The sequence below is a fragment of the Sinobaca sp. TMA16-18 genome, from assembly GCF_059510535.1.
Map to the genome: position 1 here is coordinate 291,894 of NZ_JCAKFM010000004.1, position 20,016 is coordinate 311,909.

Annotated in this window: 14 protein-coding genes; 2 read left to right on the forward strand and 12 right to left on the reverse strand. The window is 44.9% G+C overall.

The window, feature by feature from the left end; all coding sequences use genetic code 11:
* Positions 1–4: 4 nt before the first annotated feature.
* The 3 genes from AC5W14_RS09875 to AC5W14_RS09885 form a co-directional block, all read right to left on the reverse strand.
* Positions 5–1,345, reverse strand: coding sequence for a glycoside hydrolase family 1 protein (locus AC5W14_RS09875; protein WP_496194261.1), 1,341 nt, complete (start codon positions 1,343–1,345; stop codon positions 5–7).
* A 67-nt stretch (positions 1,346–1,412) separates the two neighbouring features.
* Positions 1,413–3,761, reverse strand: a complete 2,349-nt coding sequence (locus tag AC5W14_RS09880) for a beta-glucosidase (RefSeq protein ID WP_496194262.1) — start codon at positions 3,759–3,761, stop codon at positions 1,413–1,415.
* A 13-nt stretch (positions 3,762–3,774) separates the two neighbouring features.
* Complete coding sequence (locus tag AC5W14_RS09885; RefSeq protein ID WP_496194263.1) at positions 3,775–5,583, reverse strand: family 43 glycosylhydrolase; 1,809 nt, start codon at positions 5,581–5,583, stop codon at positions 3,775–3,777.
* 208 nt (positions 5,584–5,791) lie between these two features.
* On the opposite strand from AC5W14_RS09885, the gene AC5W14_RS09890 reads away from it, so the two are divergent.
* A complete protein-coding gene (locus AC5W14_RS09890) occupies positions 5,792–6,976 on the forward strand; it encodes a helix-turn-helix domain-containing protein (RefSeq protein ID WP_496194264.1) in 1,185 nt (394 codons plus the stop codon).
* An 81-nt stretch (positions 6,977–7,057) separates the two neighbouring features.
* Here AC5W14_RS09890 and AC5W14_RS09895 read toward each other — a convergent pair whose 3' ends face one another.
* The 8 genes from AC5W14_RS09895 to AC5W14_RS09930 form a co-directional block, all read right to left on the reverse strand.
* Positions 7,058–7,837, reverse strand: coding sequence for an SDR family NAD(P)-dependent oxidoreductase (locus AC5W14_RS09895; protein ID WP_496194265.1), 780 nt, complete (start codon positions 7,835–7,837; stop codon positions 7,058–7,060).
* A gap of 44 nt (positions 7,838–7,881) precedes the next feature.
* Positions 7,882–8,856, reverse strand: a complete 975-nt coding sequence (locus AC5W14_RS09900; protein WP_496194266.1) for an SDR family NAD(P)-dependent oxidoreductase — start codon at positions 8,854–8,856, stop codon at positions 7,882–7,884.
* 65 nt (positions 8,857–8,921) lie between these two features.
* On the reverse strand, positions 8,922–9,881 hold the full coding sequence (locus AC5W14_RS09905) for an SDR family NAD(P)-dependent oxidoreductase (RefSeq protein ID WP_496194267.1): 960 nt from the start codon (positions 9,879–9,881) through the stop codon (positions 8,922–8,924).
* Between the two features lie 18 nt (positions 9,882–9,899).
* A complete protein-coding gene (locus AC5W14_RS09910) occupies positions 9,900–12,365 on the reverse strand; it encodes a glycoside hydrolase family 2 TIM barrel-domain containing protein (protein ID WP_496194268.1) in 2,466 nt (821 codons plus the stop codon).
* A 94-nt stretch (positions 12,366–12,459) separates the two neighbouring features.
* On the reverse strand, positions 12,460–13,854 hold the full coding sequence (locus tag AC5W14_RS09915; RefSeq protein ID WP_496194269.1) for an MFS transporter: 1,395 nt from the start codon (positions 13,852–13,854) through the stop codon (positions 12,460–12,462).
* Between the two features lie 430 nt (positions 13,855–14,284).
* Positions 14,285–15,697 (reverse strand): L-arabinose isomerase, encoded by a 1,413-nt coding sequence (gene araA, locus AC5W14_RS09920; RefSeq protein WP_496194270.1) that lies wholly within the window; start codon positions 15,695–15,697, stop codon positions 14,285–14,287.
* 30 nt (positions 15,698–15,727) lie between these two features.
* The gene (locus AC5W14_RS09925; RefSeq protein ID WP_496060182.1) at positions 15,728–16,423 is read right to left on the reverse strand and encodes an L-ribulose-5-phosphate 4-epimerase; all 696 of its coding nucleotides are present in this window, start codon (positions 16,421–16,423) and stop codon (positions 15,728–15,730) included.
* A gap of 1 nt (position 16,424) precedes the next feature.
* Positions 16,425–18,041, reverse strand: coding sequence for a xylulokinase (locus AC5W14_RS09930; RefSeq protein WP_496194271.1), 1,617 nt, complete (start codon positions 18,039–18,041; stop codon positions 16,425–16,427).
* A 289-nt stretch (positions 18,042–18,330) separates the two neighbouring features.
* Between AC5W14_RS09930 and AC5W14_RS09935 the strand changes: the two genes are divergently transcribed.
* Complete coding sequence (locus tag AC5W14_RS09935; protein WP_496194272.1) at positions 18,331–19,416, forward strand: GntR family transcriptional regulator; 1,086 nt, start codon at positions 18,331–18,333, stop codon at positions 19,414–19,416.
* Positions 19,417–19,508: 92 nt separating this feature from the next.
* On the opposite strand, the gene AC5W14_RS09940 is transcribed toward AC5W14_RS09935, so the two are convergent.
* Complete coding sequence (locus tag AC5W14_RS09940) at positions 19,509–19,964, reverse strand: hypothetical protein (protein ID WP_496194273.1); 456 nt, start codon at positions 19,962–19,964, stop codon at positions 19,509–19,511.
* Between the last annotated feature and the right edge of the window lie 52 nt (positions 19,965–20,016).

Sequence of the window (20,016 nt, forward strand, 5' to 3'; positions counted from 1 at the left end):
CGTTTTATCCCTGTAAATCAGGCTTATCCTGTACGTTTGCTGACAATAACGGCAGTCCTGACTTTTTTATATTTCCTAAGCAGGACAAACTTTTCTTTGGATACCTTTTTTGAGTAGAACGATCGACAGCTATTAACCCGAAATGCTGTTCATAGCCAAGCTGCCATTCGAAGTTATCCAATAAAGACCAGTGCGTATAGCCAATAACATCGATCCCGTCTTCTATACATTCATATACACCCTTTAATGCCCGTTCCATAAATTCCACTCTTTCCTCATCGTGATCCGTGGAAACACCGTTTTCCGTTATTAAAATAGGCTTGTTCCAATCTTTGGAAACAAATCTTAGAACGTTCCCCAAAGCTTCGGGATAATACTCATAGCCCATTTTCGTGACCCGTGTGTTTTCATCCGGTTTCACCACTCCGTTGGGTCCATGGATTTTTCTGGAGTAATTCTGCACACCGAGAAAGTCATCTTTTTGGAGGCAGGGAAGATAATCAGTAAAATCATCCGCCTGTTCCTGTTTAACTGCTTCTTCCCCGCCGGGTAAGGCCTGGTGGTCGTATAAAGATAAAGTAAGGCCTACCTGAATATCAGGATTGACTCCTTTAATAACGTCTCTTGCTCTTTCATGGCATTGCATAATAATCAGCTCTCCCACTTCCGTACGAGGGGATAAAAATGTCTGCACTTTCTCAGAATCTATACCAAATACTTCACTTAACGTGGAATAATAGTTCATCATTTCAGGATTTGTCTCCATATTCAAACCAACCTGGACACCTGTATCACTTTCGGTATTCGATGATTCCTGCTTTAGAGAGCCGGTCATTTCTTTTATAATTTTGGCTATCTGCTTTCCCATATTTGCTTCATTTATCGTGCAGATGTATGAAAGAAAATCTCCTAATTCTGTTACAACATGTTTGGCATATGCCTCGAAATAATCAACAGTATGAACACTCTCCCATCCTCCTTCAGAAATCAGCCATTTCGGTGAGGAGAAATGATGCAGGGTGACAATGGGTTTAACGTTGTTTTCGTGGCAGTATTCGAGAACTTCTTTATAATGCGCTATTTCTTTTTTGTCAAAATATCCTTTTTCCGGCTCCACTCTTGCCCATTCAATTGAAAAACGATAAGCATTGCAGCCGGCTTCTATCAATAATTGAATATCTTCTTTATATCTGTTGTAATGATCAACAGCATCCAGGGAAGGCTCTTTATACATAGTGCCCGGGACATTTTCCATTGCCCAGAAATCACTGTTCACATTATTTCCCTCTACCTGGTGTGCAGCTGTTGCAGCTCCAATTAAAAAGTCACTTGGAAATTCCGGCATGTCTCTGTCATCCTTTCGTTTGTTCTTTGATTAGAAGAACATATAATACAGAAATCACAGTAAGTTATTACTTTTGGTTCATTTCATCAAACAGTGAATTCAGGCCGCTTTTAGATAAATCCGGAATAAATTCAATAATGATACTTACAGGCAGACTCATCATGACTTCCGTTCCACCGAAACCATTTCCCTGTCCTTCTGAATCAGCAATAAATTTTTTAACATTTTCATCGCTCACTTCATCTCCCGGCTTTATGCCCATCTCATCGAGCTGTTCCTGCTTGACCATCCCGCTTGCAGCCAGACCGGTAAAAAACCTGCCAATGTTTTCGTCCCAGAACTGTTTACCTGCCGGGTGCTCAATGAACTCACCTAAAGTAGAATTGGCATTATAATTTTTGCTGCCGAGATATGGTTTTGCTGTAATATTTATTGTTTCTTCACATACGATCTCATGTGAAGATTTCCCAATTTGAACAGCATGCTTTCCGCTTTCCATATACCAATCATGAGCTTCCGTATTCCAGTACGCAAAAGCTCTCCTGCTCAGTTCGAACGTAACAGTCTGTGTTTCCCCGGGCTGCAGGCTGACCTTGTCAAAGCCTTTCAGCTCGCGCACCGGCCTGATAATTTCGCCCTTTTCGGGGGCAATATAAAGCTGTACGACTTCTCTGCCGGATACACGGCCGGTATTGGTTACATCCACATGTACGGTAAGCGTATCTTTGTCGGTCATCTCTTTTTTATCAAGCTTTAAATTAGTGTATTCAAACGTGGTATAAGACAGGCCGTGACCGAATGGGAATAATGTCTCCATTTTTTTGCTTTCATAATAACGATAACCTACAAAAACTTTCTCAGTGTATTCCACCCGGTTTCCCTCGCCAAAATAAGACAAATAGGATGGATTGTCTTCGAGCTGCTTCGGAAACGACTCTGCTAACCGGCCGCTCGGATTAACTTCTCCGAAGAGTATATCCACCACAGCTTCTCCCACGGCCTGTCCGCCGAGATAGGTTTCAAGAATAGCTTTGGGTTTGTCGACCCATGGCATTTCAACCGGCGCCCCGTTATGCAGCACGATGACGGTATTGGGCTGCACTGCGCAGACGGCTTCAATTAGTTCGTTTTGGCAGGCGGGTAAATGAAGATGTTTACGGTCATATCCTTCAGACTCCATCTGCTCTGTCAGTCCAACAAAAAGTACAGCGGTATCTGCCTTTTTTGCAGCAGCTGCCGCTTCTGCCCGCAGCATTTGATCTGTCTTATCCTCTTTAATAGAGTAACCCTCTGCATATTCAACATTTATTCCTTCAGCAGCAGCGGCATCTAATGCAGAAGCAACTTTGAAGCTGTTGATCAGGCTGCTTCCGCTCCCCTGGTACCGGGGAGCAGAAGCAAATCTCCCGATAAAGGCAACGCTGCTGGACTTCTGCAGAGGCAGCATAGAATCTTCATTTTTCAACATAACAATCGACTGGCCGGCTGCTTGTCTCGCAAATTTATGTCCTTCTTCATAATTAAACTTCGTTTCAGGTGCCCGGTTTTCAACCCCCATCATTGTCATCATGAGAATATTTTTACAGGCCAGGTCCAACGCGCGCTCATCGAGTGTTTTGCTTTCTACAGCTTTTATGATTTCCGCGTCGGTTTCAATTTCAGCAGGCATGGTTAAATCGGTTCCGGCTGCCACTGCAGCCACACGATCATGCGTAGCTCCCCAGTCACTGACGACGAGTCCTTTATATCCCCATTCTTTTCTAAGAATATCGGTAAGGTAATGGGTATTTTCCGTAGCAAAAGTACCATTGATTTTATTGTAGGAAGCCATGATGGTCCATGGTTGTGCGTTTTTAACCGCACCTTCAAAAGCAGCCAGGTATATCTCGCGGAGCGTACGCTCATCCACCTCAGAGGAGTTTGTCATCCGGCGGTGCTCCTGGTTATTTGCTAAAAAGTGCTTTAAGCTTGTTCCGACTCCTTTGCTTTGGGCTCCTTGTATAAAGGCCGATGCCATTTCCGATGCTACGAGAGGGTCCTCGGAGTAATATTCAAAATTGCGTCCGCATAACGGACTCCGCTTAATGTTAACGCCCGGTCCGAGAATGACCTGCACATCAGCTGCCTGGCACTCATCACCCAGAATTTCTCCTTCTCTGCGCAGCAGTTCGCGGTCAAAGCTTGAAGCAATGGTGCAGGCTGTTGGAAAGCAGACAGCAGAAATGCTTCCGCTGGCAAATCCTTTTGCTTCTCCTGACTGGGTGCGCAGCCCGTGAGGCCCGTCACTCATGCGAATGGCGGGAATCCCGAGACGCTCCACTCCTTTTGTAAACCAATTATCGCGGCCGGAACAGAGCCCCGCTTTTTCCTCCAAAGTCATTTGACTAATTAATTCGTTTATTTTTGTTTCTTTCATCATAAACTCCTTATCATTTCAGATTTTTTACGTGATGAATAACTTTGGATACATCGCCTTCGGTTATCCCTTTTTCATTAAACGTATCAACCCTTACATAGACCGGCTGTCCTTTGACCAGGGCTCCTATATTTACTTCATTGCTGCCAAAAACCATATGGCTGTGATACAGCTTATCCGGTGCAAATCCCCAGAGAACATTACACCCTGTGGATGCTGCAGGACTCCATTTCACCAGCAGATCCAGCTCACTTACTAATTCCAGCGTAACTCCGGCTGCTTTCTCAGGACGTTCAACATCCCCGGTGCCAAAAACCCTCAATCCGGAAATACACGCCTTTTGATTGTAAGGAAGCTCCCGGACTGTGCATCGTATAAACCGTGCTTTCACCCCATCTTCTTTTACGATCAGGTCATGGGATAAATCTGTATCCGCCTCCTGCTTATCTTCTATAACGAAATACTCTTTCCCATCCACTGAACCTTCCAGCAGCCATCTTGTGTAGTGCTGTCGTTCATCTATATACCTTTGTGTGTAGGTATCTCCATGCGGCACTGCGCCTTCCGGAAGGCTGAGATCCAGATTATCGTCTGCAAAATTCAATTGAACCGCATGCACGTCACACACATGATTAAGGTCTATTTCAAGCCATTCTCCGCCGGCATTTCCAACCGCCTTCCACCATGTCTGTACATTTTCATCTGCAGCCTTTGAGGGGGCGTTTTCTTCTGCGGATGATGAAGCTGTCACAGGTTTATTATAGGATAGCAGCATCCACTCCGGGTTCTCCCACGGATTCATGGTTGATTCTTCGATCTTCATCGGCCAATCTCCATAACGCTGGTTGCAGAACAGCTCACCGTCCGTGTCAAATCCTGCAGGCCATATACCTAATCGTCTTTCAAATCTATCATTAACCGAGATTCTCATCGTGGAAGTATGCCAGAGGTTTCCCTGCTTATCTTCCATAGTGGAACCATGACCGGCCCCCGGCATAAAGCCGCCCGGTTTATAGGAATATGGATTGTTTTTTGCTAACGAAAACGGGCCAAGCGGACTGTCGGAAATATACACGCCGTCTGCATACACATTAAATTCTGTGCCCGGTGCAGAATACTGCAGATAGTACCTGCCTTGATGCTTGTCCATCCATGCCCCTTCCATATATGGCTTCTCATTGCCGAGATACATTCGTGTCGAATCGATCATTTCCTGGGTTACATCCGGCGTACTGTTAATATAGTTGTTAATGATTTCATCTATTTCTTCCGGGGTTCTGGCAGGCTTATGATTTTCACCATTTCTCTCATAGCCGATTTCTTTTTCGTTTGCAAAAATCAGTTCAAGCGGTTTATTTTTGGGCTGCATATTCGTTGGATCAAGCTCTACCCCGTAAATGGGATCGATACTCGAACATCCCCAATAGAAATATATCCTTCCGTCATCATCCACAAATAGATTAGGATCCCAGAATGGGAAGGTTCCTTCTATTTCTTCAAACCCGCCGTGAATGGGATCTGTTGTTCTGAAAAAAGAGCAGTTGCTGTCTTTTTTTGATGCAGAAAAGTAAATATATTCTCCGATAACACGCACATCCGGCGCATAATCGTAAATAGGCAGCGCCTTTAACGGGTGAAACTCCCAGGATGCTAAATCATTGCTGCTTAGAAATCCTGCAGTCATCGATGGAAAAAGATAATACTTTCCTTTGAACATAATCATCGAAGGATCAGCAGCTTCCCTGTTAACAGTTATTTGTTCATCCCGAATATTAAATTGATATTTGTATTCCATATTTACAGGGTTACATACGTGTTTCATTGATTTCCCTCATTCCAATATTTAGTGTGCTGCTCCTTTAACAAACGGCCGGTCTTTTATTTCAGCAACCGCTTCCATAAAATTCGTCTTTAAAGCTGCCGCTGTAATCTATAGCTTACTATTATTCTAGTAAACGAATACATTTCAGTATTTCATATTTGTGCTTTTCATTATATAATTGCATTATATTTTAAAAGGAGCTTACTCTATGACTGATATTACAAAATTTTGTGAGTATCTGTATAAATCCTCATTTGTTCCGGTTTATTTATATGAAAACAATGAATTGATCAGCTGTTATCCAGCTCAAAAGGAAGAGACCCTTCCTCCTGACCAGTATGTATCACACCTTACGAAAACAGACAAAACGGTAACATACACATCGACCACCTTTTACTCCTATTACGGGTCCATTCAGATAGAAAACAGCAGCTCCTTTATTGTTCTTGGACCGGTCAATGATTTTCCTTATTCCTATGAATCTTTAGTATTAATGAGTAAAGAATTTTCCACAAGTCAATCCAGCATGGAAGCATTCTCTGAATTTTTTCATGGGATACCTACAGAGAATCTGGATACTTTTATTAATACTCTTTTGTTTATAAATTACACGATCAATCATTCCGAACTAACCAGGAAAGATATTGAAGATGACATTAGTATTCCATTTGAAACATCCATTGCTGAAAAATACTCCATTGAATCTTTTCTTTACAAAGAGGAAGGGTTTTTTGACAACAATTTTCAAATAGAGCGCGAGTTTATACGATATATTGAAACAGGAAATATACAAAAATTAAATGAAATTCATACGATCTCCAGAAATACGAAAATAGGCGTTATTGCCAACAATAAACTCCGTCAGTGGAAAAATACGTTCATTGTTACGGTTACTCTATCCTCCCGGGCAGCAATGAGAGGCGGCCTCGCTCCAAGCATTGCCTATCAGTTATCCAATATTTATATCAATCAGGTGGAAAGGCTGACCGAACTCGACGCCATTATGTCTCTTTTGAGCCAGGTTCAATTAGACTACGCCAATAGAGTCGCCAACTCCATCGTTCCGGCAACAGCAGATGTGATTCTCCGGCAGGTGATTCAATATGTTTATGAGAATACAAATCAAAATATTAAAACAGCGGACGTGGCCGATTATGTCGGCTTCACCCGGTCGTATCTGTCGCGTAAATTCAAAAAAGAGATGGGTATGGAACTAAATTATTTCATTAGAAAGTGTAAACTTGAAGAATCCAGGGATCTGCTTGCCTTTTCCGGTAAGACGATAAGCGAAATAAGCAGTGACCTCTGTTTTTCCAGCCAAAGTCACTTTCAGAAGTCTTTTAAAGATATGTATGACGTGACTCCCCAGACCTACAGGAACTCCTTATTATAAAAAACATTCACCAAAAACCGTTTCCCGGATTTGTTCAGGGAAACGGTTTTTGGTTGTGTCAGATGAAGAATACCGCCCATTTTAAGCGTTGATCAGCGTGCCGCCATCTGCATGAATGTTCTGTCCTGTAATCCAGCGGCTGTCATCCGAAGCGAAAAATACGACGATCGGAGCTACATCGTGATAAGGATCACCTGCCCGTTTGAATGGATTGTCAGTAAAAGCATTCTCCGCCCATTCCTTCACGTCAGGTTCGAGGTGATCAAACCCCATCTGGCAGTTGTCTGTCAAACCATTTGGACACAGCGTATTTACGCGGATATTAAACTGTCCCCACTCTCTGGCAACGACGCGGGACAAGCCCCGCACGGCCTCTTTGGAAGCGGCATACGGCGCAAATGAATCCAGCCCTGCCACCGCTGCTTCTGATGCAAAATTAATAATAGAACTTCCAGCGCCGGGCTTATCTTTTAAATACGGATAACAAAGCTTCATTAAATGCCAGTACGCATACACGGAGCTGTGCATTTCTGTATCAAGATCTGCAATCGGCTTTTCCAGGAAAGGCCCGGGATTGGTCACAGTATGAGCATTGTTAATCAGAACATCAATTGTGCTGAAGCGTTCGACCGTCTTGTCGACGAACGTTACTAAGTCATCATAATTCATAATATCAAGCGCCATCGCAAAAACGTCTGCGCCTCTTTCTTCACACAGCTTCTTTGTTTCCATCAGCCTGCTTTCCGTTCTCGAACAAATAGCCAGCTTCGCCCCTTCTTCTGCCAGTCGAATGGCCTGTTGTTTACCAAGTCCGCTTGAACATCCTGTAATTATAACTACTTTTCCATCTAATTTCCCCATATGAAGTCCTCCAATTATAATAAATACTGCTGGCGGTCTGTCTGTTATTTCAAAGGCAGTTTTGATTCGTTTTCTTTTGCATGTTTGAGCAGTTCCCCGGGCACCCGTTTTTCCAGTTCGTCGATTGTCCAGATACCGTCAGCTTGTTTGATTTCGTTTATAACTTCAGAATCCGACCAGACGCCTATTTCCCCATTGGCAGCAAGCTTGAATAAGTAACCGGAGATACCGGCGGCGCTGTCGGATGCAAGATAAGCCAAAAATGGCACCATCCCTTCGGGTGTTTCTTTCATTGCCTCAGGAGCTGCTGCTTCCACCTGTTCCTTAGAAACGCCCTGAAGCCTGTACGTGGCAACAGCGTTGTACCATGCACGTGTTTTAGCAAGCGGGGTATACGCATTAACCGTGATGCCGTGACCGGCCACATCTTTTGCTGCCGCTTTTGAAAGAGCCACCAGTCCGGCATTGGCAGCACCGTAGGCCGCATAGCCTTCCAGCCCAAGAAATGCGTCTGACGAAGAGTTTAAAATGCGTCCAAATCCCTGTTCTTTCATGTAGGGAAGGGCGTGGTGCATCAGGTTAAATGCCCCTTTCAGTTTCGAAGCGACGCTGGTATCCCATAACTCTTCGTCCATTTTCATAATATTTCCTACCCAGTTCGACGAGGCGTTATTTACAATAATATCGATACGTCCATAATGATCCACTGCTGTTTGGACCATTTCTTCAGCTGTCTTAAAATCACTAACGTCCCCGTAAAAAGGAACAGCTTCTCCGCCTGATCGATTAATTTCATCGGCTGTTGTCTGCGCATCTCCTTTAAATTTCTGAAGCTCTTCACGCTCTTCATCGTTAAATTGAAGCGACGTTTTTTCAAAAGCATTCAAGGAAGATCCCGGCCTGCGGTTGTTAGTAACCACCTTTGCTCCAAGCTTTGCCATGCAGAGTGCAATATCTCTTCCAATGCCCTGCCCTGATCCTGTAACTACAGCTGTTTTGCCTTCCAATAGTCTGCTCATTTTCTTACCACCTCTTCTTATCAGGTATTAAAATCCGTACACACTTTTTTGCCTAATCCAAACCATCAATCGCTGAACGCTGCACCGGTTAACGCTTCGCTGAGCTTCCACAGGCGTTCTGCGAGATCAGGATCAACAGCATGTTGAAAGACAGCATTCGGCATATCATCCATAGAAGACGCCGCTTCAGCAATATCGGCATCTGTGCAGTACACGCCGCCTTTGTTATTCAGCTGAGGATCAGTCGCGCACCATATACTCGTTGCAGCCCCTTGTTCCTCTGTTTTAAAATCAGTAATGCCTCCATCGCCGGCTTCTTCTTCTGATATATATCGAAACAGCTCTGTCTTAATTCCGCCGGGATGTACAGAGAACGCGCGGATGTTATTCTCATAACCGAACCTATCAAGGGCTACCGTAAACAGTGCATTGGCCGATTTTGATTGAGCATAGGCCAGCCCCTTGTTATATTCGCGGTGTTCAAAGTTAGGATCCTCAAAATCAATGCCCCCATACATATGAGCAGCCGAAGAGAGGGTAACGACCCGTGCACCGTCTGCCTGCTTCAAAGCCGGCCACAAACGTGCGGTCAATTGAAAGTGCCCTAAATGGTTGGTCGCAAATTGAGACTCATAGCCCCTTGCATCTCTCATCAATGGCGGTGTCATAATGCCGGCATTATTAATTAAAATATCAAGCGGCCGTTCCGAATCAAGAAAACGGTCTGCAAACGCATCAATAGACCCGGGATCCATTAGATCAAGCGTTTCAATTTCCACGTTAGGAATACCTTTTAAAGAAGTTTCAGCCTTATCTACGCTTCTGGCAGGGACGATAACCGTCGCCCCTTTGTCCGCGAGAGCGCGTGTCGTTTCAATCCCGATGCCGGAATATCCGCCGGTGACAATAACCGTTTTAACGGTCAGATCAATGCCTTCCAGCACCTCAGCTGCGGTCGAACCTTTGCTGAATCCGGATGAAATTGGTTTTTGCGGGGTTATTTGATAGCTTTTTTGGGTGGTCACATTACCTCTCCTCATATTTTATTCAACTAAAACTTTTTCTCTTTTATGAACGGTCCATGATTCATTCACCGCTATCTGCACTTCTGCCGGTTCGCAGCCTTCCGCCGTAACGTATACTTTTATTGTCCCGGGATCTACAGCGGCACGAACAATGGCCTGTGCCCGTCCCCGGTATGGCGCATGCGAACCGGTCAAGAAGCTCTCCTCTGTATATGGGTTGGCACTGCCGAAGGCAATCAATTCTCCGGGTCCTTCCACTTCAACTGTTATCGTTCTGTTTTCGAGCACCTTCACGATTCCCTGATCGTCTGTAAAGGCAATATTTATATAGCCCAGATCCTGGCCGTTGGCATGCAGCGCACTTCTTTCTGCCTCAACGCGTAACTTTAAACTGTCATCAGCCGACTTCAAATAATTAGTCGATAACTCCTTACCTTTTTTATCTTTGCTGACAGCTGTCAAGGTTCCCGCTTCATAGGAAATGTTTTTAAAGACGGCTTTATATTTATTTGCTTCGCCGGCTTTTTTAGTACCGATCGATTTTCCATTCAAAAGAAGTTCTACCTGCGGGGCTGCGCTGTATACTTCCACCGTCGCTTTTTTTCCTTCACAATGATCCCAGGCCCAGCTCGCTGCTCCATCCGAATGGCGCCACATCGACTCGATCGGTTTGTCCGGATAATAATGAACCGGCTCCACGGCAATGATTGGATGATTCACCAGTCCCCAGACCACTTTATTGTAAGCGGCCTGCGGTGTCTGGTAACCTGTTATATCAATCACACCGCCGCCAAATAACAGCCACGGATATGGCTTCGGGTTGCTGTTTTTCTGCCCTGGATACGTACTGGCACCCAACCCGGCTTCTCCGAGGTAATCAAACCCGGTCCAGATGAAATCACCTATGAGATAAGGGTATTTCTTCACCATTTCCCAGTTTTTAGCTAAGTCGCCCGGGAATGTCTCACTTCCTACTATTACACGATCCGGATGTTTTTTCCGCTCCATCTTATAGCGTCCGCTGCCGTAGTTATAGCCGGCTACATCCACTTTTGCAAAAGCATCTCTTGTCGCTTTGTCCACAAGAGGCAGACGTCCGAAATTATTCATAAATGACCCCATTGCGGTCATCATATTGTTAATAAATTCGCTTCCGCTCGCCTGCTTCTTTTTTTCTTTTTGGGACTTTTTGGGTTTTTTCTCCTTTTTGTCTATCTTGTCTTCGCTGTAAATGCCCATTCCAAGCTTTGCGAAACCATTTAGAAAAAGGTTGATTCCAATCGTGACGGGCCTTGTCGGGTCAAGTTCACGTACCTTGTCCGCCTGCTTTTCAGTAAGCTCAATTCCTCTCTCATCTATTGTTTCGCTGACTTCATTGCCTATTGAATACATAATGACAGATGGATGATTATAGTCTTTTTCCACCATCGCCGTCGTGTCCATTTCCCAGTCTTCTTCAAATATGGAAGCGTAATCGTATTTCGTTTTAGGAATATACCACTGATCAAATGTCTCATCGATAACATAGAGCCCGTACCGGTCACAGGCCTGAAGAATGGCTTTGGATAAAGGATTGTGGCCGGCCCGTACTGCATTAAAGCCAGCTTCCTTTAAAATGCTGATCCGCCTTTTTTCCGCATCTTCATACGTAGCTGCGCCCAGGATGCCATTATCATGATGAATGCAGGCACCCCGCAGCTTCACTTCTTCTCCATTAATACGTAAACCATTTCGGGCGCTGACCGAAATGCTGCGAATACCAAATTCTGTTTCATGGCTATCAAGCAGTTCTCCATCTTCCAGTAACGAAATGCGGCAGCGGTATAGATTCGGAGACTCCGCACTCCATTTATTAGCATGCGGAACATGTAACAGCTGCACACCGCTTTCCATCGTGCTTGACGTTACAACCAATTCATTATTATGAAGTATCTCCGTATGCACGCTTATATTCTCATTGTTTGATATATAACGTGTTTCTACAGCAATGTCTTCCGTCTCCGCTGTAACCTTCACTTTGTTTGGGGGAATATACGCCCGGCCTCCGGTAAATAAATGCACAGGGCGGTAGATGCCGCTGCCTGTATACCATCTGCTGTTCGGCTCTTTGGAATTGTCTACTTTAACGAGTATTTCGTTGTATTTATCCAGGTCTGTGTAAATGAAATCGGTAATGTTTATATAGAAATTGGTATAGCCATAGCGGTGTCCTCCCGCCTTTTTTCCATTAATAAATACCTCGCTGCTGCAGTAGACACCTTCAAATTCCAACATAAAATGTTCCGCTTTCCATTTTTCCTCAACCTTAAATTTCTTCCGGTAGAGATACTTCCCCCCGGGAAAATAGCCGGTGTTGGCTCCGTTTCCGCACTCGGGATCTCTCGTTTCCGCCAGCATCGCATCATGAGGCAATACGATGGAGGTCCACTCGGCTGCTTCTTCCTTCTTAAACTCCCAGTCAAGATGAAATGCATGTTTTTTCACGATTAAATCCCTTCCCATTAGTCAAATTAATAAAATAATGTACGTATTTGATATTTATTTTGAGATAACAAAAATTCGTTTCGATATGAATGTCTTATTCCGTCTGGTTATTTCGTTTTTCCAGATCGGCAATAATGGACGGATAGATTTTATACAGATCATAACGGGCTAAGGAGATGATCATAATTACATACAGTATGGCTGGAATGTACGTGTTCATAGCGATAATCATATGATTGGCTAAGTCAGGCTGAGCGGCCTGGCCTTCGGCATATCCCCCAAAAGCAAGAGACCATGCAACGATAGCCGTTCCTATACCAACTCCGGCTTTTGTTACGAAACTGTTGAATCCATTTACAGTCGCTTCCATCCGGACATTGGACTGCCATTCCCCGTACTCAATCGTATCGTTAATCATTGGCCCTATGAGTGCAATTAAAGGAACCAGCCCTATCGAAACGATCAGCATGCCGGTCAAGCCGATGGAAATACTATACGGATCAATTAACCGGACAAAGTTACCAACGATCCCCATAATGGAACCCGCTATAATGACATGCTTTTTTCCGAATTTCTTAATAATAGGAGGAAGCAGAAACAAAACAAAAATCAAAGGCAGAAAGGTTACTCCGCCTATCACCGCTACGAGGTTAACATCCTCCCAGATGTATATAGCGTAATAAACGCCCGCCGCTGTGTTGATGTTAAATAATGTATTGATAAAAATCCCGGTCAACAGTAATTTAACTAAATATTTGTTTTTAAATAAGATTTTCACTTTCTCTTTGTACGGAATCTTTCTTTCAATCTCTGATCTTTCAACCGAGGTTACAACTTCTTTCGACGTTTTAAACGTAATCAATAATGTCACTACTGCGATGCTGCTGATAACGATAATGGCAATCGTCCACGTCTGCTGGCCGCCGCCGAATGCTGCGAGAATTGGAATCAGACCGGCACTCATGATCATTCCGGCAGGAACATTAAATAGAGCACGGGTTATTCCTAATAAGGAACGATCATGGTGATTTCTAGTCGTAAGGGCCATTAGTGAAAAGTACGCCACCGTTAAAATGGTCATACAGATAGAGAAAAATATAATATTGGTTACGAGTATATAAACAGCCTGGCCGGTAGAACCAATATCCGGTACATTAAATAGGGCGATGGCTGCTATCATAGCCGGAAAGACCATCCAGAGTATCCACGGACGTGCTTTTCCGTGCTTTGATTTCGTATTATCAATGACGTTACCCATGAATAAATCCGTAAAGCCATCGGAAAAACGAGCCACCAGAAGCAATGTACCAACTAACCCTGCAGATATACCAACTACGTCGGTATAATAAAACAGCAGGACGGCTGTCAGCGTACCAAGCAGTGTCATACCAAACTGTCCAATACCGTCTCCCAATAACTGCTTGAAAGGCATCTCCCTTTGATTCATCTGTTTTTGAGGCTGCATTTCTTCTTTTTTTATCGCTTCCATTTTTTTCTCCTATTCTAAAATGATAAATTTCATTTTTTTGATATTAAGAAACCCCCGTATGACAGCGGTATCATTTTTTAAATCAACATTCGTATCCGCCTGCAGATTGATCCGTTGTCTTGTATACCCGGCCGCCTGATGGAAATCGTATAGTTTTTTTAACGATATAGATGAAGAGCACGAAAAAGTATTCGGTTAATGAGAGCACAAAATTTTATACTCTTCCTCCTCTCGTTATTTTCGTTAGTTCGATTTGATATAACCTCATTATAGTAAGCGATTACATAACGGTATTCTAACTATGTGTTCTGTATTATATAATTGCGTCTTCTTTGCTAAGTAATACGTGTTATACATCCTATTGCAGAAAAACACGCAAAAAAAAGACGCCGAAGCGTCTTTGGTTTCTTTACGATGGGTGGTGCTGGTATCACTTAATAACAACACATTCCAGATCGACAAGTTTTGCGTAGGTTACTATTTGGTCTGTCGTCAGGTTCAGCGACACGACGGTGTGGTGGCCGCCGCCATTTTCAATCCAGGCTTTAACGCCGTCCTGAAAATTCGGCTTAATGTCCCAGAGCACGCGGGCGGTTGGAAGGTTGGGCGCGGAAACGTCCGGCTCAAATGCAGACACTTCGTTAACTAACAGCTTGTAGTGCGTACCAAGGTCTATCATGGAGACAACTACACCATCGCCTGCTTTTCCATCAAAGACCAGACGCGCCGGATCTTCTCTGCCGCCGATATCCAGTCTGGATACGACAATTTTTGGTTTACCTGCTGCCAGGGTTGGGTCCACTTCAAGCATATGTGATTGAAGCACGGACTCCTGTCCGGCAGACAGCTCATATACATAGTCTTCCATAAAGCCGGTTGACTGGTTGTGACTCATCACTTTGAGAAGACGGTCGAGAGCCGCGGTTTTCCAGTCTCCTTCAGCTGCAAACCCATAGCCCTGCGCCATCAAACGCTGCACAGCAAGACCCGGAAGCTGCTTCATGCCATGTAAATCCTCAAAATTTGTTGTAAAAGCGTTGTAGCCCCCGTCCTCCAGGAAACGCCTGATCGCGATCTCATACCCTGCCTGTACCTTGACGCTCGCTTCCCAGTCTTCTTTTTTATATGACCCATACTCGTATATATACAATTCCTGGTATTCTTCCAATAAAGCCGTTATTTCTTCTTCTTTAACCGCATTCACATACTCCACAAGGTCCCCGATGCCAAAGTAATCCACCGTCCAGCCAAATTGAATCTGCGCTTCTATTTTGTCCCCTTCGGTTACGCCGACGTGGCGCATATTGTCCCCGAAACGGGCGACTTTAGTGTTAAAGCTTTCATTGTACACTACGGCGACGTCCATCCATTCAGCAATCTGCCGCTGCACGTCCTTTCGTCCCCAGTAGCCGACGACCACTTTATTTTTTTTGTTCAAGCGGGCATTGATAAAGCCGTACTCGCGGTCCCCGTGGGCTGACTGGTTTAGATTCATGAAGTCCATATCAATCGTATCCCAGGGAATTTTTTCATTGAACTGGGTGGCCAGATGGAGCAATGGCTTTTGTAATAACGACGTACCGCGGATCCAATTTTTCGCAGGGGAAAAAGTGTGCATCCACGTAATAACACCGGCCACTTTATCCTGATAGTTCACTTCTTTCATTATGTTTGTGATGTTATCTGCGCTCATCGCCAGGTCCTGCAGCACCAGCGGATATGGCAGCACGCCGCTTTCATTTAACGCATCCGTTATTGTTTGGGCATTTGCTTTCACTTTGGCTAACGCCTCTTCTCCGTAAAGATGCTGCGAACCTACGACAAACCAAAATTCCTTCGGCATAGTATTCCTCTTTTCTCTAGTTAAATTAAATTATTTCTGTCCGTAATAGGCATTTTCTCCATGTTTTCGTAAATAATGTTTGTCTAAAATATGCTGCGGCAGCTCTTTGGCAAAATGATTTAATTCCCGTGTGTACAAATTCAGTTTCGCTACTTCGTCCAGCACAAGGCTGTTCAGAACCGCTGCCGCTGCATCTTTCCCCCATGTGAATGGGGCATGGCCGTGAATTAAAATGCCCGGCACGGCCAGAATATCGAGCCCGCGTTCTTCAAACGTTTCGATAATCAGATTTCCGGTTTCTTCTTCGTATCCGCGGTCTACTTCTTCTTTTGTTAACTGGCGGGCGCAGGGAACGGAGCCGTAAAACGTGTCGGCATGCGTCGTTCCCATCGCCGGCACATCAAGGCCTGCCTGCGCCCAGATGGTTGCCCAGGTGGAATGCGTGTGTGCAATGCCCCCAATTTCCGGATAATGCCTGTACAGGGCTGCGTGCGTCGCTGTGTCTGAGGAAGGATTCAATTTTCCTTCTACCGTGATGCCATTCAAATCAACGACTACCATATCTTCTGCTTTCAGCGTTGCATACTCCACGCCGCTCGGCTTAATTACAAACAACCCTGTTTCCCGGTCAATGGCACTGGCGTTTCCCCACGTGTGTTTTACCAATCCGTGTTTAGGCAGATCCAGGTTCGCCTGAAATACTTCTTGTTTCAGTTTTTCCAACACATTAACTCCTCCCGTTTCCTGCTACATGATCTACCGCTGCCTGTTCCACCGCTAATCCTTTTTTGTACCTTTCGATATATGTTTCAAATCCTTTCACATCCGTTTCCTCTGGATAAACCTTCTGCTCCTCTACGCTTTCAAACACTTTGTTATCAAGAAAATCTTCCAAGCTTTCCTGTTGATCTTTGTTTATCATATACGAGGCAAGAACCGCACTTCCCCATGCCCCGCCTTCGCCTGCCGTTTTCATGACGGACACCGGAGCATTCATTACAGCCGCCAGTATTTTCTGGCCGACGAGCGGTGTTTTAAATAAACCGCCGTGAGCCAGTATTTTATCAATGGCGATATTTTCTTCTTCAGCCAGAATATCCATGCCTATTTTCAATACGGCAAAAGCAGTATACAGATGTACTCGCATGACGTTTGCTAGGTTGAAATCACTCTCCGGGGAACGGACCAGCAGCGGCCGTCCTTCCTGAAACCCTGTAATCGTTTCACCCGAGAAATAGCCGTAGCTGACCATTCCCCCGCCGTCCGGTTCGGCCTGCAGTGACTGTTTCAGCATGACCTCAAATACGGTATTCATATCCACCGTGTGGCCCATCGCCTCATAGAATTCTTTAAACAACGTCAGCCAGGCGTTGATATCGCTTGAACAGTTATTCGCATGAATCATGCCGACCGGTCTGCCGGCCGGCGTTGTGACCAGGTCAATTTCCGGCAGGACCTTTTGAAGTTCTTTTTCCAGCACGATCATGGCAAATACGGACGTGCCTACAGACACGTTGCCGGTACGCTGCCTCACGCTGTTTGTCGCCACCATCCCGGTCCCTGCGTCCCCTTCCGGCGGGCAGAACGGAATACCCGGCTGCAGCTTTTTCGATACATCCAGCATTCCGGCTCCGGCTTGTGTCAGCGTCCCTGCCTGCTCTCCTGCCGTATAGATGGGAGGAAGAATATTTTTGATGGTCCAGGAGTATTGGTCTGTAAGCTCATCAAACATTTTAATCATTGAATCGTTATAATCCTGCGTCGCAGCATCTACCGGAAACATCCCCGAAGCCTCACCGATGCCGATTGCTTTCGTCCCGGTCAGCAGCCAGTGAATGTATCCGGATAACGTCGTCATAAAATCAACGTGCTCCAAATGCTCCTCTTTATCCAGAACCGCCTGGTAAAGATGGGCAATACTCCAGCGCTCCGGGATGTTGAATTGAAATGCATCGGTTAACTGCCCGGCTGCGACACCGGTAGTCGTGTTGCGCCACGTACGAAACGGCGTAAGCAGTTCACCTGCTTGATCAAATGCCATGTAGCCGTGCATCATCCCGGAGATTCCGATAGAACCAATCACCTGCACAGGTATTCCGTACTTCTTTTCCACCTGCTCTGTCATGTCCCTGTAGGCTGCCTGCATGCCGGCCGTAATATCCGACAAGCTGTACGTCCAATAACCATTTATGAAAAGATTCTCCCATTCGTGACTCCCCGACGCGATCACGTCAAAATCGTTAGTCATTAATACCGCTTTAATACGGGTGGATCCGAATTCTATTCCAAGTGAAGTGTTTCCTTCCGTAATGGCACGTTTAGTATCTAATGAATTTGCAATCACATACCCCTCCTTATTGACAGCGATTTCAAAAAAACATAAAAATTTCAACGCTTTTAATACGTTCATTGTATTTTTTGTACGTACATATGTCAATATTAATATTATTTATACGAACAAATTAAAAATACAAAAAAAGAAATGGATCCGCTGTGGTATCCATTTCGAGTGTATTTTTTAGTCGTGACTTTAGGATAACTTTTCATTTAATCACTGCCGCGATATAATATGTCCATACAAATCGTTCCAGCTGCTACTTATACGAACCAACTTTACAGAAAGATGTGAGCCGATGAAACCAAAATACCAGGAGCTGTTTGAAGATATAAAAAGCAACATCCTTACCGGCGACTACGAGGCCGGCGAACGAATCCCTACTGAATCCGTCCTGCAGGACATGTATAAGGTCAGCCGCCATACGGTACGCAAGGCTATTCTTGAACTGGCGAACGAAGGCTATTTACGAAGTGAAAAAGGCTCCGGCACGTATGTGAGCGACCAGTACCAGGTAAAGTCCCGGGAGACTGCCAACAATAAAATAATCGGCGTGATCACGACGTATATTTCGGATTATATATTCCCTTCCATCATCCGCGGAGTGGAAGGTAAATTAAATGAGGAAAACTATTCCCTGCTTCTCGCGAGTACTAACAACGACGCAGCGCAGGAAAAGAAAGCGCTGGAAATGATGTTGTCCTTTGGCGTAAACGGACTGATCGTGGAGCCGACGAAAAGCAATCTGTACAACCCCAACCTTTCCTACTACTTATCGTTTAAGGCACAGGGAATTCCGTTCGTTATGATTAATGCGCACTATGAAGAATTAGAGGTGCCCTTCTTTTGCCTGGATGACGTGCAGTCAAGCTACCTCGCCACGAAAGAGCTGATTTCCAAAGGCCATACGCAGATCGGGCTCATTTCCAAGACAGATGATCTGCAGGGAAAGTATAGAATGAAAGGATATATCAAAGCGCTCGGGGAATACAGGCTGCAGTTTCAGCCGGAGCATGTACTCTCGTTCAATACAGAAACGAAAGCAGAACTGCATACCCATCTGGAAACGTTTTTGGCTGAAAATAAAGAGGCACTGACCGCGCTCGTCTGTTATAACGATGAGGTGGGGTTAGAGGTGGTGACGGTATGCAGGAAGCTCGGCATCTCCATTCCGGATGACCTTTCCATTATCGGCCAGGATAATTCCTATATTGCGAAAACGGCCAATATTAAATTATCGACGCTAACCCACCCCCAGGAACAGATGGGACGGGAGGCAGCCGATTGGATTATTAAAAAACTAAAAAACCATAAAGACCTGCCTAACGAAACCTATTACCAGCCGGTGCTCATTCCAGGAGAAACAATTAAAAAACGGGAATGACTATGGGACGCTGCAACGGTTTATGAAGCAAAAAAGATCTCTTATTGAAACACGTCAATAAGAGATCTTTTTTGGCTTTCAGCATTTTTTCGTTACAAAACTTTTCTATAAATCAATCTGAAATCATGCTCCCAGGTCACCCCGTCGTATGCTTTTTCCCAGGTGCTTTGGATAACGTCCTGGGATGCATTGATCTCTCCTGTAAAGCGCTGGGAGAAATCCAACGGGGAAAAGTCCGAAACCTCTCTCCACAGCTTCCACGTATTAGTCTCCAGGCTCATCTGGTAGAGACGCGTTACGCCCCGCGAATCAAAATAATGCTGCAGGTACGTGCCTGTCTCCACGTCATAATCATAAACGATCGTACTGCCCGGGAAGTCCGGCTGATCAATACGGATGCGCTGCATCATGTACTGCTCCCTTTCCATCCACTCAAATACTGTCCGGCCGGAAATGGCACCCAGGTGCGGGTGGATTACTTCCAGCTCCCATTCACCAGTGAAAAAAGACAGCTGGTGTAAGGCATCTTCCCGAATGGATTTCCCCATCGGTAATTCCTCCTTTATAAAAAAATATTTTTAAATGTTTTTATTGTTATCA